Origin of the sequence: Pseudoduganella namucuonensis (assembly GCF_900116645.1) — a bacterium.
GTDB classification, from domain to species: Bacteria; Pseudomonadota; Gammaproteobacteria; order Burkholderiales; family Burkholderiaceae_D; genus Rugamonas; species Rugamonas namucuonensis.
Map to the genome: position 1 here is coordinate 1 of NZ_FPBO01000070.1, position 16,433 is coordinate 16,433.

The window sequence follows — 16,433 nt, forward strand, 5'->3', positions numbered from 1 at the left end:
ATCCGCGTCAAGCTGCTCAAAATCGGCGCGGCCATCGTGCGCAACACCCGCCGCGTGCGCGTGCTGCTTGCCTCGCAGCATCCCCTCAAGCACGTCTTCATCAGCGCCGCTCGCGCAATGGCCCCATAGCGCATGACAAGTGCTGTCCCCGGCACGCTATAAACAATGGGGGTAGGGGAAATTGCGTCTTGCGCTGCCATTTCCCCCTCAATCTCGTCGAAAACAGCCGACCTGGGCACCCTCGCCACCTCTGCACCGAATCTCGCCAGGGCAGAGACTCACTGATGAAATATCCGGGCTAGAACCGGTATTGCGCGCTGGCGCCCAATTGCCAGTTGCGCCCGGGGGCGGCCTCGTAATAGCGCTTGTTGGTGTCGCCCACGATCACCGAGCCCACGTAGGCGCGGTCCAGCAGGTTGTTCACCCGGGCGAACTGCTTGAAGCGCCAGCCGCCGAAGTCCTGTTTCGCCGTCACGCGCGCGTTGACGATGGCGTAGCCCGGCGCCGCCTTTTCCACATTGCTGTCCTCCGCGTACACCCTGGCGCTGGCGATGGTTTCCAGCGCCGCGCCCAGGCGTTCCGACGCGTCCTTCCATGCCAGCTCGCCGTACAGGTTGGCGTTGGGCACGCCGGGCAGGCGGCTGCCTTTGAGCACGCTGCCGAAGGCCTGGTCGTAGGTCGCGCGCAGCGCGGTCAGCGCCAGCTTGCCGCTGAGGCCATGGTCCCACGCCGATTCCACCGACACCTCCGCGCCCCGGCGCAGCGTCTTGCTGGCGTTGCGGTAGCTGGTGCGGCCGCCGCTGGCCGCGTCCACCACCAGTTCGTCCGAGGTCTTCACCTGGAACAGCGCGGCGTCGATGCGGGTGCGGCTTCCGAGCATCGATTTCACGCCGGCCTCCAGATGCGTGCTGCGCGCCGGTTGCAAACGGAAGTTGAAGCCGCCGCCGGCGCCCGAATAGAACAGCTCATTGAGCGTCGGCGTCTCGAAGCCGCGCGCCGCGCTGGCGTACACGTTGAGCACCGGCGTGAGCTTGTACAGCACGCCGGCCACCGGCGTCGTGCGCGAGTAGGCGATGGCCCCGCTGTCGTTGCCGTTGGCGAGGAAGCGGTCGCTCACGTCCACCTTGAAGCGGCTGTGGCGCAGCCCGGCGTTGAGCAGCCAGCTTCCGCCCTGCCATTCGGTCTGCAGATAAGGATCGGTGCTGGAGACCACGTTTTCCTCGTCGCGCCGCAGGCGGCCCTTCACGCCCAGCTCCGTGCCCACGAAGTTTTCGTAGCCCTGGCGGTCGTCGCTGGAGCGGCCGTATTCGATGCCCGCGGTGGAGGTCAGCTTGCCGCCGGCCAGCGCGCGCGCGTCCACCCAGCTGACGTCGGCGCCGTGGAATTCGCGGTCGAAGTCCACCACGCCGCCCGAATGGCTGGGCGGCGCCTGGAAGGCGCGCGAGAAGGCCTGGTACTGGATCACCTGGCGGTTGCCGCCGTAGGCGCTCACGCGCAGCGTGCCGTCGCCGAAGCGCTGTTCCCACGCGCCGCCGGCCTGCTGGTGGTCTATGCTCTTGCGGGTGTTGTAGCGGTCCGCGAAGGTACGCTTGGGCGTCGCGGGGTCCGTGGCGTCGGTTTCGCCGGCGCGCGGATCGCGCTGGAAGGTGGCCCAGGTGGCGCCCAGCGGGTCTTGCGTGTCCTTCTGGCGCAGGGCGCTGGCGGTGATGGTGAGCTTGGCGCCGGCCGCCGGCGCCACGGTGAGTTTGGCGTAGGCCTGGTCGCGCCGCGCGGCGCTGTGGTCGCGGTAACCGTCGGTGTCGAAGCGCGACGCGTCCAGCACGTAGCCCACGCCGCCGGATTTGCCCTGCGCGTTCACGTCCACCTTCAACGCGCCGTCGCTGCCGCCCGAGACACTTGTCTCGATGGTGGGCGCGCCCGCGCCATCGCGCGTGAACAGCTGCACCACGCCGCCGGAATGGTTGCCGTAGACCGCGGAGAAGGGGCCGCGCAGCACTTCGATGCGTTCGGCCATGTCCAGGTTGAAGGTGGCGGCCTGGCCCTGGCCGTCCGGCATGCTGGCCGGGATGCCGTCCGCGATCAGCTTCACGCCGCGCACGCCGAAGGCGGAGCGGGCGCCGAAGCCGCGCGAGGAGATTTGCAGGTCCTGCGCGTAGTTCTGGCGGTTTTGCGCCACCAGGCCGGGCACGGCGGACAGCGCCTCCGAGGCGTTCACACGCATCTGGCTGTCGCGGATGCGGGCCGCGTCGATGACGTCGATGGCGGCGGGGAAGTCGAAACCGCTGTGCTCAACGCGGGCGCCGCTGACGATGACCACCGCGTCGGCGGCGTGGGACGGCGGCGCCAGCGCGGCGGTTCCCGCGAAGAGGGCGGCGATGGTGTTGAGGCGGAAACGGTGCTGCATGAAGGATCTCCTGTGTTGGGCTGCTTGCGATTCTTGCTCGATTCGTCTGCGATTCGGTAAGCAATATACCTGCCATGGCCGGAGCGCGCTGCGCGCGTGGCACGGGCTTTGCATCCGTATTGGCACGCGCGCGCATTCCGAGCGCGCCACCTTCGATGAGGCCAGCCATGAAACCCGTGTATTGTCTGCGCGCCGCGCATGCCCTTGCAACCCTGCTCGCCTTCGCCGGCGCCGCCGCGACCGCCGGTCCCCTGGCCTATGTGCCCAACGAGAAATCCGGCTCGATCAGCGTGGTGGACACCGCCACCGACACGGTGCTGCGCAGCCTGGAGGCGGGCAAGCGGCCGCGCGGCATCGCCGCCGCCCCCGGCGGCGGCCGCCTGTTCGTCACGGACGCCGGCAGCAACACGCTGCTGATGCTGGACAGCGCGGGCGGCGCCGGCCTGGTGCCGCTGGCGCTGGGCAAATCCCCCGAGGGCGTGAGCGTCTCGCCGGACGGCCGCTACGCCGCCGTCGCGGTGGAGGAGGGCAACAGCGTCACCCTGGTGGACGCCCACACCGGCAAGCGCGTCGCCGACATTCCGGTCCTGGGCAAAAACCCCGAGCACGCCGTGTTCAGCCCGGACAGCCGCTGGCTCTACGTCAGCGCGGAGGAGGCCGAGCAGGTGGACGTGATCGACGTCGCCCAGCGCCGGCAGACCGGCGCCGTGGCCGTGGGCCTGCGGCCGCGCGGCATCGGCTTCTCGCCGGACGGCGCCCGCGCCTACATCGCCTGCGAGCTGGTGAACACCGTGTACGTGATCGACACCGCCAGCGGCGCCACCTTGGCGAAGATCCCCGCCGGGCGCAACGCCAACGGCATCGCGGTCCACCCGGGCGGCAAGCAGGTCTACGTCTCCAACGGCGCGGACGGCAGCGTGATGCTGATCGACACCGCCACCAACACGGTCAGCGCCACCATCGCGGTGGGCAAGCGGCCCTGGAACATGGCGCTCACGCCGGACGGCGCCAAGCTGTACGTGGCCAACGGCCGCTCCAACAGCGTCTCCGTGATCGACACCGCCGCCGCGCGCAAGACCGGCGACATCGCCGTCGGCGAGCTGCCATGGGGCGTGGCGATCCGCTGAGCGCGGCGCCCCGGATGCAACAGCGCGCGCCTGTCACACCTGTTCAAGTTTGGAACAACTTGCACGCGCTTAGCGGCCGTTTCGGCAGCGCCGCCCCGGGAAACGCGTGAAAAAACGAGCTGGCACGGTGCTTGCGAAAAGAAGGGTGTGCTCAACGCCACCGTCCCGCCGGACGGCCCAATTCAACTCGACACAACTGAAGAAAGAGGATGACATGAATCTCGCGGACATCAACAAACTGGGCGTCGCCAACCCCTTCAAGCAACGCTACGACAACTACATCGGCGGCAAATTCGTCGCGCCGGTGAAGGGCGAATACTTCGCCAACCTGACCCCCATCACCGGCCTGCCGTTCTGCGAGATCGCGCGTTCCACCGCCGAGGACGTGGAGATCGCGCTGGACGCGGCCCACGCCGCCAAGGAAGCCTGGGGCAAGACCTCGCAGACCGAGCGCGCCAACATCCTGAACCGCATCGCCGACCGCATGGAGCAGAACTTGCAGTTGATCGCGACCGCCGAGACCATCGACAACGGCAAGCCTATCCGCGAGACCATGGCGGCCGACATCCCGCTGGCGATCGACCACTTCCGCTACTTCGCCGGCTGCATCCGCGCCCAGGAGGGCTCGGTCGCGCAAATCGACTCCACCACCTACGCCTACCACTTCCACGAGCCGCTGGGCGTGGTCGGCCAGATCATCCCCTGGAACTTCCCCATCCTGATGGCCGTGTGGAAGCTGGCGCCCGCGCTGGCCGCCGGCAACTGCGTGGTGCTGAAACCGGCCGAGCAGACCCCGGCCTCCATCATGGTGCTGATTGAACTGATCGGCGACCTGCTGCCGCCCGGCGTGCTCAATATCGTCAACGGCTTCGGCATCGAGGCGGGCAAGCCGCTGGCGTCGAACAAGCGCATCGCCAAGATCGCCTTCACCGGCGAAACCGGCACCGGCCGCCTGATCATGCAATACGCCGCGCAGAACCTGATCCCGGTCACGCTGGAACTGGGCGGCAAGTCGCCCAACATCTTCTTCGAGGACGTGATGGACCAGGACGACGAGTTCTTCGACAAATGCCTGGAGGGCTTCGCCATGTTCGCGCTGAACCAGGGCGAGGTGTGCACCTGCCCGTCGCGCGTGCTGATCCAGGAATCGATCTACGACGCCTTCATCGAGCGCGCCCTGAAGCGCGTGGCCGCCATCAAGCAGGGCAGCCCGCTCGATTCGAGCACCATGATCGGCGCCCAGGCCTCGCAGGAGCAGCTGGAGAAAATCCTGTCCTACATGGACATCGGCGTGCAGGAAGGCGCGCAACTGCTGGCCGGCGGCGTGCGCAACATGCAGGCGGGCGACCTGGAGGGCGGCTACTACGTGACCCCGACCGTGTTCAAGGGCGACAACACCATGCGCATCTTCCAGGAGGAGATCTTCGGGCCGGTGGTGTCGGTGACCACCTTCAAGGACGAGGAGGACGCGCTGCGCATCGCCAACGACACCCTGTACGGCCTGGGCGCCGGCGTGTGGACCCGCGACGGTTCGCGCGCCTTCCGCGTCGGCCGCGGCATCCAGGCCGGCCGCGTGTGGACCAACTGCTACCACCTGTATCCGGCCCACGCTGCCTTCGGCGGCTACAAGCAGTCCGGCATCGGCCGCGAGAACCACAAGATGATGCTGGACCACTACCAGCAGACGAAGAACCTGCTGGTCAGCTACAGCCCGAAGGCGCTGGGCTTCTTCTGAGGTCGATATGAAAACAGCCGTGGCCCGCGTTCTCGCCACCGACTCCGCGCTGGACATGATCACCGAACTGCGCAGGCGGTACGGGCCGATCATGTTCTTCCAGTCCGGCGGCTGCTGCGACGGCAGCACGCCGATGTGCTACCAGGTGGGGGAGTTCAACCTGAGCGACTCCGATGTCTATCTCGGCAACCTGGCGGGCGCGCCGTTCTACATGGGGCTCGAGCAGTTCGCCTACTGGGAACACACCCAGCTGATTATCGACGTGGTGCAGGGGAACGGCGGCATGTTCTCGCTCGATAACGGCACCGGGCGGCGCTTCCTGACGCGCTCGCGGCTGTTCACCGACCAGGAATGCAGGGAGTTGGGATTGTCCTGAAATGTCTTATCCACTACTACAACAATAGGAGATGATTGTGCAGAAAACTATCATGGGATTGCTGCTGGCCTCGACCAGCGTGGGCGCCGCGTTCGCGGCCGGCGCGGGTGCCGTCACCAGCCAGATGCTGGACAAGGGCGCGGCCGACACGTCCACCGTGCTGTCCTTCGGCATGGGTACGCAGGGCCAGCGCTATTCGCCGCTGGCGCAGATCAACACGAAGAACGTCGGCAAGCTGGTGCCGGCCTGGTCGCTTTCCTTCGGCGGCGAGAAGCAGCGCGGCCAGGAGTCGCAGCCGCTGATCTACAACGGCAAGATGTTCGTCACCGCTTCCTATTCGCGCATCTTCGCGGTGGACCTGAAGACCGGCGCCAAGCTGTGGAAGTACGAGCACCGCCTGCCGGACGGCATCATGCCCTGCTGCGACGTGGTCAACCGCGGCGCGGCGCTGTACGACAACCTGGTGATCTTCGGCACGCTGGACGCCTACCTGGTGGCGCTGGACCAGGACACCGGCAAGGTGGTATGGAAGGAGAAGGTCGACGACTACGCCGCCGGCTACTCGATGACCGCCGCGCCGCTGATCGCCAAGGGCCTGCTGCTGACCGGTGTCTCCGGCGGCGAGTTCGGCATCGTCGGCCGCGTCGAGGCCCGCAATCCGAAGACCGGTGAACTGGTCTGGACGCGGCCGACGGTGGAGGGCCACATGGGCCACCGCTACGACAAGGACGGCAACGCGGTCGACAATGGCATCTCCGGCACCACCAACAAATCCTGGCCCGGCGAATTGTGGAAGACCGGCGGCGCCTCGACCTGGATGGGGGGCACCTACGACGCCTCGACCGGCCTGGCCTACTTCGGCACCGGCAATCCAGCGCCGTGGAACAGCCACCTGCGCCCCGGCGACAACCTGTTCTCGTCCTCCACCGTGGCGCTGGACGTGGAAACGGGCCAGATCAAGTGGAGCTACCAGAACACGCCGAACGACGCCTGGGACTTCGACGGCGCCAACGAGTTCGTCACCTTCGACATGGACGGCAAGCGTTACGGCGGCAAGGCCGACCGCAACGGCTTCTTCTACGTGAACGACGCGCGCACCGGCAAGCTGCAGAACGCCTTCCCCTACGTGAAGAAGATCACCTGGGCCACCGGCATCGACCTGGCGACGGGGCGTCCGAAATACACGCCGGACGGCCGTCCGGGCGATCCGACCAAGGGCGAGGATGGCAAGAAGGGCAAGACCGTGTTCGCCGCGCCGGCCTTCCTGGGCGCCAAGAACCAGATGCCGATGGCGTACAGCCCGCAGACGAAACTGTTCTACGTGCCGGCCAACGAGTGGGGCATGGACATCTGGAACGAGCCTATCAGCTACAAGAAGGGCGGCGCCTACCTGGGCGCGGGCTTCACCATCAAGCCGCTGTTCGAGGACTACATCGGCGCGCTGCGCGCGCTCGATCCCAAGACCGGCAAGATCGTCTGGGAAGTCAAGAACAACGCGCCGCTGTGGGGCGGCGCGATGGCCACCGGCGGCGGTCTGGTGTTCTACGGCACCCCCGAGGGCTATCTGAAGGCGCTGGACGCGAAGAGCGGCAAGGAACTGTGGAAGTTCCAGACCGGCTCCGGCGTCGTGGCGCCGCCGGTCACCTGGCAGGACGGCGACACGCAATACGTGGCCGTGGTGTCGGGCTGGGGCGGCGCGGTGCCGCTGTGGGGCGGCGAAGTGGCCAAGAAAGTGAACTTCCTGGAACAGGGTGGTTCGGTATGGGTCTTCAAACTGGTGAAGTGACTGGGGCGTAGCCCGCCAACGGCGGGCGGCGACGAGGCTTAGGTGCCTCCTTTCTGACGGCTTCGGTCGTCAGTTTTTTTTGTTGGGATCAGGTTTGCGAGGCAGGCCTGGGACCAAGTGACTAGAGGGGATAGCAAATGCAAAATACTTACCTGCCGCCAGCCGCGTTCTCGGCCAGCGCGGCCATTCCGGACATGGCGGCCTACGAGGCGCTGTGCGCGCACGCGGAGCGGGACTACCAGGGCTACTGGGGCAAGCTGGCGCGCGAGAACCTGGCCTGGCATGTGCCCTTCACGCGCGTGCTGGACGAGAGCGAGGCGCCGTTCTACCGCTGGTTCGACGACGGCAAGCTCAATGTCTCCTACAACTGCCTGGACCGCAACCTGCACAACGGGAACGCCGGCAAGACCGCCATCATCTTCGAGGCCGACGGCGGCGCCGTCACGCGCGTCACCTACCGGGAGCTGCACGAGCGCGTTTGCCGCCTGGCCAACGGCCTGCGCTCGCGCGGCATCGGCAAGGGCGACCGGGTGGTGATCTACATGGCCATGTCGATCGAGGGCGTGGCCGCCATGCTGGCCTGCGCGCGCATCGGCGCCACCCACTCGGTGGTGTTCGGCGGCTTCTCCGCCAAGGCGCTGCAGGAGCGCATCATCGACGCCGGCGCTGTCGCCGTCATCACGGCGGACGAGCAGCAGCGCGGCGGCAAGCGCCTGCCGTTGAAGGCCATCGTGGACGAGGCGCTGGCGCTGGGCGGCTGCGCCAGCGTGAAGGACGTGATCATCTACCGGCGCACCGGCGGCGGCGTCACGCACGTGTCGGACCGCGACATCTGGCTGCACGACCTGATGGAAGGCCAGCCCGCCGAGTGCGAGCCGGAGTGGGTGGGCGCCGAGCATCCGCTGTTCATCCTGTACACCTCCGGCTCCACCGGCACGCCGAAGGGTGTGCAGCATTCCAGCGGCGGCTACCTGCTGTGGGCGGCGCTGACGATGAAGTGGAGCTTCGACATCAAGCCCGACGACGTCTACTGGTGCACCGCCGACATCGGCTGGGTCACGGGCCACAGCTACATCGCCTACGGGCCGACGGCGGTGGGCGCCACCCAGGTCATCTTCGAGGGCGTGCCGACCTATCCGGACGCGGGCCGTTTCTGGGAGACCATCGAGAAGCACCGGGTCAGCATCTTCTACACGGCGCCCACGGCGATACGCTCGCTGATCAAGGCGGCGGAGCTCGATCCCACCGTGCATCCGAAGAACTACGACCTGTCCTCGCTGCGCCTGCTGGGCAGCGTGGGCGAACCGATCAACCCCGAGGCGTGGCTGTGGTACTACCGCCACGTGGGCGGCGAACGCTGCCCCGTCGTCGACACCTTCTGGCAGACCGAGACCGGCGGCCACATGATCACGCCGCTGCCCGGCGCCACGCCCATGGTGCCGGGTTCCTGCACCTTGCCGCTGCCCGGCATCATGGCGGCCATCGTCGACGAGGCGGGGCAGGATGTGCCGAACGGCCAGGGCGGCATCCTGGTGGTGAAGCGCCCGTGGCCGTCGATGATCCGGAACATCTGGAACAACCCCAAGCGCTACCAGAGCAGCTACTTCCCCGAGGAGCTGGGCGGCACGCTCTACCTCGCGGGCGACGGCGCCATCCGCAGCAAGGACACCGGCTACTTCACCATCACCGGCCGCATCGACGATGTGCTCAACGTGTCCGGCCATCGTATGGGCACGATGGAGATCGAGTCCGCGCTGGTGGCGAACCCGCTGGTGGCCGAGGCGGCGGTGGTCGGCAAGCCGGACGAGACCACCGGTGAATCGATCTGCGCCTTCGTGGTGTTGAAGCAGGCCCGCCCCACCGGCGACGAGGCCAGGAAGCTGGCTCTGGAGCTGCGCAACTGGGTGGCCAAGGAAATCGGCCCGATCGCCAAGCCGAAGGAGATCCGCTTCGGCGACAACCTGCCGAAGACGCGCAGCGGCAAGATCATGCGCCGCCTGCTGCGCGTGCTGGCCAAGGGCGAGAGCATCAGCCAGGACGTGTCCACGCTGGAGAACCCCGCCATCCTCGAGCAGCTGGCCAAGGCGGTGTAGAGAAACTGAACAGCCGCGGCGCGCCGTTGATCCGTATCAGCGCAGTTTCATGGCCCGCCGCGGCGCTCTCCCTTGTGAAAACCACGGGCACGCAATTTGCCATGTAGGGAGTACATCGCTTGATGTACCAACTCGAAAAACCAAAGGGAGACTGTAATGAAAAAGATCGTCATGGGTGGCCTCATCGCCGCCACGGCAGTAGCGCAGAACGCAAGCGCGGTCGACTTCAAGGCCGGCGACTGGACCGTGGGCGTGGGCGGCATCGTCAATGCCTACTACACGCAGGTCTCGTGCTCCGGCGACGCGGTGGGCGGGCTGGCGCTGGCCACCAAGGGCCTGGGCTGCGGCGGCCAGGACGACCGTAGCACCATCGGCAACGGCCTGCTGCCCAATGGCCTGGTGACGTCGGCGTCGTCGCGGATCGGCGGCTACGACGTGAAGGCGCTGATCGGTATGTACAACGCCACCGCCACCGACAGCGCCATCAGCCAGAACAGCGGCATCGACGTGCGCCAGGCCTACTTCACCTTCGGCAACGCGGAGATGGGCACCATCAAGCTGGGACGCGACAACGGCCTGTTCGGCGCCGCCGCCATCTTCGGCGACATGACGCTGATCGGCGCGGGCGCGCCGACGCAGGCCACGCAGCGCGGCCGCGTCACGCTGGGCCACATCGGCGCCGGCTACAGCTATGTGGGCTACTACGGCCAGATCGCCTACAGCTCGCCGAAGACCTCAGGCGTCGGCGTGGACGTGGCGCTGGTCAGCCCCGTCACCGACACCCCCATCCTCACCCCGTCCCTGTACTCCACCAAGACCAGCCCGCAGCTGCAGGGACAGCTGACCTGGAGCGCCGGCGGCGCCAAGGCCTGGCTGGGCGCGAAGACGCAGAAGTTCGAATCGGCCACCGCGGGCGTGAACGACTTCACCATGAGCGCCGTCGAAGTGGGCGCGTCCTACAACGAGGGCGCGCTTGGCCTGCTGGTCAACGTCCAGGGCGGCAAGGGTCTCGGTGTGCTGTCCGACGCGGACCAGGGTGAGACCACCGCGCGCAACTACTTCGTGCAGGGCACCTACAAGGCCACGGAGAAGCTGAAGGTGGGCCTGGGCTACGGCATCAGCAAGAACAGCGACAACACCGCCGGCACGGGCGGCCTGAAGTCGAACGCCAACGTCACGCTGGGCGCCTACTACGCGCTGAACAGCGTGATCACGCTGGTGGGCGAAGTGGGCCAGACCCGCTCCAAGGGCTTCAACGGCGGCGAGGCGCGGATGAACGGCGCCGCGCTGGGCGGCATCATCTTCTTCTGACGCGGACAAGGGCGGCGCTGCCATGGCATTCATCCTGCTCCTCCTTGCGCTGGCGCTGCCTTTACAAGAGGCGGCGGCCGGCGTGCTGGGGCGCGCCGACGTCGCGCGGCGCTTCCCGGCGCCCCTGGTGGTCGGGGAGCGCGACGCCGCGCTGCCCGTGTGGCCGCTGTACAAGCAGAACGCCACGGCGATGGAACTGGTGGGCTATGTGTTCGAGTCCGTCGACCTGGCGCCGGTGCCCGGCTTCGCGGGCGTGCCGCCGAACCTGCTGGTGGCGCTGGACGCGAAGGGCGGCTTCATGGATGTGGCGGTGCTCTCGCACCACGAGCCGGTCTTCCTGGAAGGCCTGGGCGAGGCGCCGCTGTTCCAGTTCGTCTCGCAGTACCGGGGCCTGTCGCTGTCGAGCAGCATACGCATAGGCGGCAAGGACGCCGGCGGCGAGGCGCGGCTCGACGGCGTGGCGAAAGCCACGGCCTCGGTGCGCATCATCAACCAGAGCGTGCTGTCCTCCGCGCTGAAAGTGGCGCGCTCGCGGCTGGGCTTCGCCGGCGGCGGCGACCCGTCCATGGCCGCCAGGCTGCGCATGGACGTGGAGGAGCGGCTCGACGTCGCGCGGATGAAATCGCAGGGACTGCTGCGGCAGCTGCGCGTCAGCAACCGCGAAGCCGAGCGGCTGTTCGCCGGCGGCGCCGGCGCGGCGCTGGACCCGGAAGCGCTGTCCGACCCGGATGGCGTGTTCCTCGACCTGCATCTCGCCCACGTGTCGGTGCCCTCGGTCGGACGCGGCCTGTTGACGCCGCGCAGCTGGAGCAAGCTGGCCGGCAGGCTGGAGCCGGGCGACCACGCGCTGCTGGCCATCTGGTCCGGCCGTCACAGCCTGATGCCGGATGAATTCGTGCGCGGCGGCGTGCCGGACCGGCTGGTGCTGCGGCAGCAGGGACTGCCGCTGGACATGCGCGACCTGGACATGGACCTGACGCTGAGGGAGCGCGCGCTGTTCGGCGACGCCAGCGTGGCCGTGTTCCGCGTGATCGCGCAGGCGGGCCTGGACCCGGGCCGGCCGCTGGAGTTCGCGCTGCCGGTCACGCGCAGCAAGGGCATCGTCTACCCGGAGCGCATCACGCGCGAGCTGGCGCTGCGCTACCAGCTGCCGGAGCGCTACTACATTCCCGGCGGCGCCGACGAAACCTCGTGGCGCGCCGTGTGGAAGGCGCGGGCGCTGGAGCTGGCCGTGCTGGCCTGCGGGCTGCTCGTGCTGGCCGGGGCGCTGATCCTGCAACGGCGGCTCGCCGCGCGCGGCGGCTGGCTGCGGGGCTTCCGCGCCGCCTACCTGCTGTTCACGGTCGGTTTCATCGGTTACTGGGCGCAGGCGCAGCTTTCCATCGTCAATCTCACGGGCGCCGCGCAGGCGCTGGCCGCTGGCCGCGGCCTGGGCTACCTGCTGTTCGACCCCGCCAACCTGATCGTATGGGCCTTCGTGCTGCTTACGCTGCTGTTCTGGGGGCGCGGCGTGTTCTGCGGCTGGCTCTGCCCCTTCGGCGCGTTGCAGGAATTCGCCGGCAAGATGGGGCGTGCCCTGCGGCTGCCGCAGATACGGCTGCGCAGCGCCCACGATGTGCGGCTCAAGTGGCTGAAGTTCGCCGCGCTCGGCGCCATCGCCGTCAATGTCGCCATCGTCGCCAGCGCGGGCGTGGCGCCGGCCGCCGGCGCCACGGCGGCGCAATGGCTGGACCGCCTGGTCGAACTGGAACCATTCAAGACCGCCATCACACTCAACTTTGTGCGGTCCTGGCCTTATGCGGCGTATGCGGTGGGCCTGCTGGTGCTCGGCGCCTTCTGGTTCAAGTTCTTTTGCCGTTATCTGTGCCCGCTGGGGGCGGGGCTGGCGCTGGCGGGCAAATTGCGTCTGCTGAACTGGCTGCCCCGGCGCATGGAGTGCGGCCAGCCCTGCCAGACGTGCCGCCATCGCTGCGACTACCAGGCGATCAAGCCGGATGGCGCCATCGTGTACGACGAGTGCTTCCAGTGCCTGGATTGCGTGGTCATCCACGAAAGCGAGGAGAAATGCGCCCCGCTGATCATGGAACGCAAACGGGTGAAATTCATTCCCATCGCGCGCGTGGACGCGCAGGAGGCGGCATCATGAAACGGCGCACCTTTCTTACCGCTTCCATCGGCGCGCTGGCGCCCGGCCTTGCCGGCGCGGCGGCGGAGCGCCTGCACAGCGGCGCGGCGCAAGCCTTCGGCACCACGATATCGGTCACCGTCGTCCACGCGGACGAGGGCATCGCGCGGGCCGCCATTTCCGCCGCGCTGAAGGCGGCGCAGGCGGTGGACCGCCTGATGTCCATCTACAATCCACACAGCCAGGTGTTCCAGCTCAATCGTGATGGCGTGCTGCCCGCGCCGGATGCGCGCCTGCTGGCGGTGCTGGCCCAGGCCCGCGCCATCTCGCAGATGACGGAGGGCGCGTTCGATGTCACCGTGCAGCCGCTGTGGCTCGCGTATGGCGGCGCGGCGCAACGCGCCGGACGGCCCGACGCCCTGCCGTCCGCGGTGGAGGTGGAGCGCGCCCGCGCACTGGTGGGATGGCGGCAGCTCGCCTTCAACCGCCACGAGGCGCGCTTCCTGAAGCAAGGCATGGCGCTGACCTTGAACGGCCTGGCCCAGGGCTACGCGGCCGACCTGGCCATGGCGACACTGCGCCGTCACGGCGTGCGCAACGCGCTGCTGGACACGGGGGAGTTCGCGGCCAGCGGCAGCAAGCCGCGGCGGCGGCCCTGGACATTGGGCGTGCGCGATCCGCGCGACGAGGGCGCCATGACCGACATCCTGCGGCCGGGCGACCGTTGCGTCGCCACTTCCGGCGACTACGAGTCGGCGTTCACGCAGGACCGGGTGCACCACCACATCTTCGATCCGGCGCGCGGCGACTCGCCGCCGGAACTGGCCGGCGTGACCGTGCTGGCGCCATGCGGCCTGCTGGCGGACGGCCTGTCCACCGCGTTCATGGTGATGGGGGCGAAGAAGGCGCACGCCCTGGCGGCGCGCCTGCCCGGCATCGACCTGCTGACCGTGGACAAGCAGGGCGCCGCCCGCCGCTCGCCGGGATTCGCGGAGGCGGCGGGGAGGGCGGCATGAGGGGCCTACTTCAAGTGCGGCATCTTGCGGTAGATGGTGTTGCGCGAGACGCCCAGCGCGCGCGCCGTGGCGGACACGTTGCCGCCGTTGGCCTCCAGCGCCTTCTGGATCACCGAGTGCTCGACCTCCTCGAGGTTGGCGCCGGTGGCCAGCATGCGGTCGGTGTGGGCGGCGTCGTGCAGCGGCGAGCTGGTCGCGATGTCGTCCATGAAGTCGTCCGGCATGTGGCGCAGGCAGATCTCGTACTCGTCGCCGGCCATGACGATGGCGGTGCGCAGCAGATTGGTCAGCTGGCGGAAGTTGCCCGGCCATTTGTGGCGCCGGAACAGTTCCAGGATCTCCGCCGACACCGTGTGGTTTCCGTTGTTTGATTCGATGGAGATGATTTTCTTGACCACCGTTTCCAGGTCCGTGCGTTCTCGCAGTGGCGGCAGCTTCACCACCAGGCCGTTCAGGCGGTAGTACAGGTCTTCCCGGAACAGGCCCCGGGCGATGCGCTCGCGCAGGTTGTGGTTGGTGGCGCAGATGACCTCCACGTTGACCGGGATCGACTTGCCGCTGCCCAGCGGCGTCACCATGCGCTCCTGCAGCACGCGCAGCAGGCGCGCCTGCAAGCTGAATGGCATGTCGCCTATCTCGTCCAGGAACAGCGTGCCGCCATTGGCCTGCAGGATGCGTCCCACGGCGCCCTTCTTGCGCGCGCCGGTGAAGGCGCCGTCCTCGTAGCCGAACAGTTCGGACTCGATCAGCGTCTCGGGGATGGACGCGCAATTCACCGGGATGAAGGGCCCCATGGAGCGGGGCGAGTCGTTGTGGATGGCCTGGGCCAGCAGCTCCTTGCCGGTGCCGGTCTCGCCCATGATCATGATGGGGATGTCCTTGCCCAGCACGCGGGTGACCTTGTCGATCACCAGTTCCAGCTGCGCGTCGCCGGTGCGCAGGTAGCGCAGGCCGGAAAGCTTGCGCGCGGCCTGCGCCGCGTGCAGCGCCGTGGGCGCCGCGGTGGGGCGCGGCGCGTGGTCGGAGTCGGAGGGCGGCGACATCACCTGGAAGTGGCCGCTCGCCAGCCGCAGCTGCGCGCGCCCGTAGACACGCACGCCGTTGTGCATGCACAGGTTCAGCAGGCCGGGGGCGGCGGTGCGGTAGTGGTCGAACAGCGCGGAGACGGGGAGGCCGAACAGCGAACTGAATGTGTGCGTCTGCAGCGCGGAGTAGGTGAGGCCCAGCTGGAACAGGCCGTTGCGGTTGGCGGACAGGAAGCGGCCGCCCGGCGTGAAGGAGGCGATGCCCTCCATCAGGGTGCCGATGAATTCGGGCCGGGTGTGGAAATGCAGGGTGATGGCGTCCTCGAAGGTGGCGGCGAACAGCTGGTTCTCTATCATCAGCGCGGACATGCGCACCAGGGCCATGGTGTGCTTGTGGTAGCTGCGCTGGTCGCCCGAGACATCGAGCACGCCCACCACATTGCCGTGATGGTCGGTGATGGGCGCGGCGGAGCAGGTGAGGAAGTGGTTGGACTGCAGGTAGTGCTGGTCCGCGTGCACCAGGGCGGCGGACTTCTCCGCGATGGCCGTGCCGATCGCGTTGGTGCCCTTGCTTTCCTCGGACCAGGCGACGCCGGGCTGCAGGGCCACCCTGTTGGCCTTCTCCAGGAAGTCGGCGTCCCCCAGTGAATGCAGGATGATGCCGTTCGCGTCGGTCAGGATCACCATGTTGTGGGTATTGATGATCTGCTGGTACAGGGTTTCCATGGCGGGCAGCGCATGCGCATGGAGCATCTTGTTCTGCTCTATCAGTAGCGACAGCTCGCCGCGGCCCACCGGATCGAAATCCGGGTGGCTCTCGGGGCAAAGTCCGTAGGCGAGCGAGCGCTCGTGCGAGGTCGTGATGATGCCGGCCATGTCCTGGGCGGCGTTCGTGGCGGTTGGCTGGTACATGTCTCCGATTCCTGCAATGGGCCGTCTGATGCGGCGTTTGTCTTACCGGCTGTTCCATAATGTAGCAGCTGTCCCATATTGAAACAGCTGTCACGCCATGGGGGCGGCGCCACGGCTGCGGGCCGTGTCGCTTTTCATCTACTAGCAATCCTGATGCCAACTGCTTACATGAACCTGAAATAGGGCTTGTCTATCGGGTGGAGCTTTGCTATAGTTCTGTCCCCGCGCTGCTGAGCATACGCAGAGCGGGAAAGGAAGTGAAAAAGTGATGAATTGCAGTGCAATTCAGAACGGGCTTGACGAAGTAAATCAAACGCCTCATAATCTCGCTTCTCTGCTGACGGACAAAACGATTCGTCGACAACGCAGACAGGTTCTTTAAAAATTAACAGTCGATAAGTGTGGGCGTTTGATGATGATGCCGGAGGCGCAAGCCTCTTAGCTCAAATTATTAAACGCTCGCACAATATATTAAACGTGACCTTCGAAAGAAGGAATCGTCAGTATTTTGAGTGAGCGACCT

General features: G+C 67.4%; 11 protein-coding genes. 9 read left to right on the forward strand and 2 right to left on the reverse strand.

The window, feature by feature from the left end; translation table 11 throughout:
* Window positions 1-129: transposase (locus tag BM436_RS36795; protein ID WP_177307813.1), on the forward strand; the 129-nt coding region annotated here is incomplete at its 5' end.
* Window positions 130-298: 169 nt separating this feature from the next.
* On the opposite strand, the gene BM436_RS34900 is transcribed toward BM436_RS36795, so the two are convergent.
* On the reverse strand, window positions 299-2,404 hold the full coding sequence (locus BM436_RS34900) for a TonB-dependent receptor family protein (RefSeq protein ID WP_093561535.1): 2,106 nt from the start codon (window positions 2,402-2,404) through the stop codon (window positions 299-301).
* Between the two features lie 167 nt (window positions 2,405-2,571).
* Between BM436_RS34900 and BM436_RS34905 the strand changes: the two genes are divergently transcribed.
* From BM436_RS34905 to BM436_RS34940, 8 genes are all read left to right on the forward strand, one after another.
* Window positions 2,572-3,531 (forward strand): beta-propeller fold lactonase family protein, encoded by a 960-nt coding sequence (locus BM436_RS34905; RefSeq protein WP_093561536.1) that lies wholly within the window; start codon window positions 2,572-2,574, stop codon window positions 3,529-3,531.
* A gap of 214 nt (window positions 3,532-3,745) precedes the next feature.
* Window positions 3,746-5,266 carry an aldehyde dehydrogenase gene (gene adh, locus BM436_RS34910; RefSeq protein ID WP_093561537.1) on the forward strand — a complete coding sequence of 507 codons (1,521 nt, stop codon included), beginning with the start codon at window positions 3,746-3,748 and terminating at the stop codon, window positions 5,264-5,266.
* Window positions 5,267-5,273: 7 nt separating this feature from the next.
* Window positions 5,274-5,642 carry a DUF779 domain-containing protein gene (locus tag BM436_RS34915; RefSeq protein WP_093561538.1) on the forward strand — a complete coding sequence of 123 codons (369 nt, stop codon included), beginning with the start codon at window positions 5,274-5,276 and terminating at the stop codon, window positions 5,640-5,642.
* A gap of 52 nt (window positions 5,643-5,694) precedes the next feature.
* The gene (locus BM436_RS34920) at window positions 5,695-7,428 is read left to right on the forward strand and encodes a PQQ-dependent methanol/ethanol family dehydrogenase (protein WP_093561543.1); all 1,734 of its coding nucleotides are present in this window, start codon (window positions 5,695-5,697) and stop codon (window positions 7,426-7,428) included.
* A 137-nt stretch (window positions 7,429-7,565) separates the two neighbouring features.
* The gene (acs, locus tag BM436_RS34925) at window positions 7,566-9,521 is read left to right on the forward strand and encodes an acetate--CoA ligase (protein ID WP_093561539.1); all 1,956 of its coding nucleotides are present in this window, start codon (window positions 7,566-7,568) and stop codon (window positions 9,519-9,521) included.
* Window positions 9,522-9,677: 156 nt separating this feature from the next.
* Entirely contained in the window at window positions 9,678-10,832 is a 1,155-nt protein-coding gene (locus BM436_RS34930; RefSeq protein ID WP_093561540.1) for a porin, read from the forward strand.
* Between the two features lie 22 nt (window positions 10,833-10,854).
* On the forward strand, window positions 10,855-12,978 hold the full coding sequence (locus BM436_RS34935) for a 4Fe-4S binding protein (RefSeq protein ID WP_093561541.1): 2,124 nt from the start codon (window positions 10,855-10,857) through the stop codon (window positions 12,976-12,978).
* The gene (locus tag BM436_RS34940) at window positions 12,975-13,973 is read left to right on the forward strand and encodes an FAD:protein FMN transferase (RefSeq protein WP_093561542.1); all 999 of its coding nucleotides are present in this window, start codon (window positions 12,975-12,977) and stop codon (window positions 13,971-13,973) included. The genes BM436_RS34935 and BM436_RS34940 overlap by 4 nt, the downstream gene beginning before the upstream one ends.
* Before the next feature lie 5 nt (window positions 13,974-13,978).
* Here BM436_RS34940 and BM436_RS34945 read toward each other — a convergent pair whose 3' ends face one another.
* On the reverse strand, window positions 13,979-15,910 hold the full coding sequence (locus BM436_RS34945) for a sigma-54-dependent Fis family transcriptional regulator (protein WP_229491049.1): 1,932 nt from the start codon (window positions 15,908-15,910) through the stop codon (window positions 13,979-13,981).
* Between the last annotated feature and the right edge of the window lie 523 nt (window positions 15,911-16,433).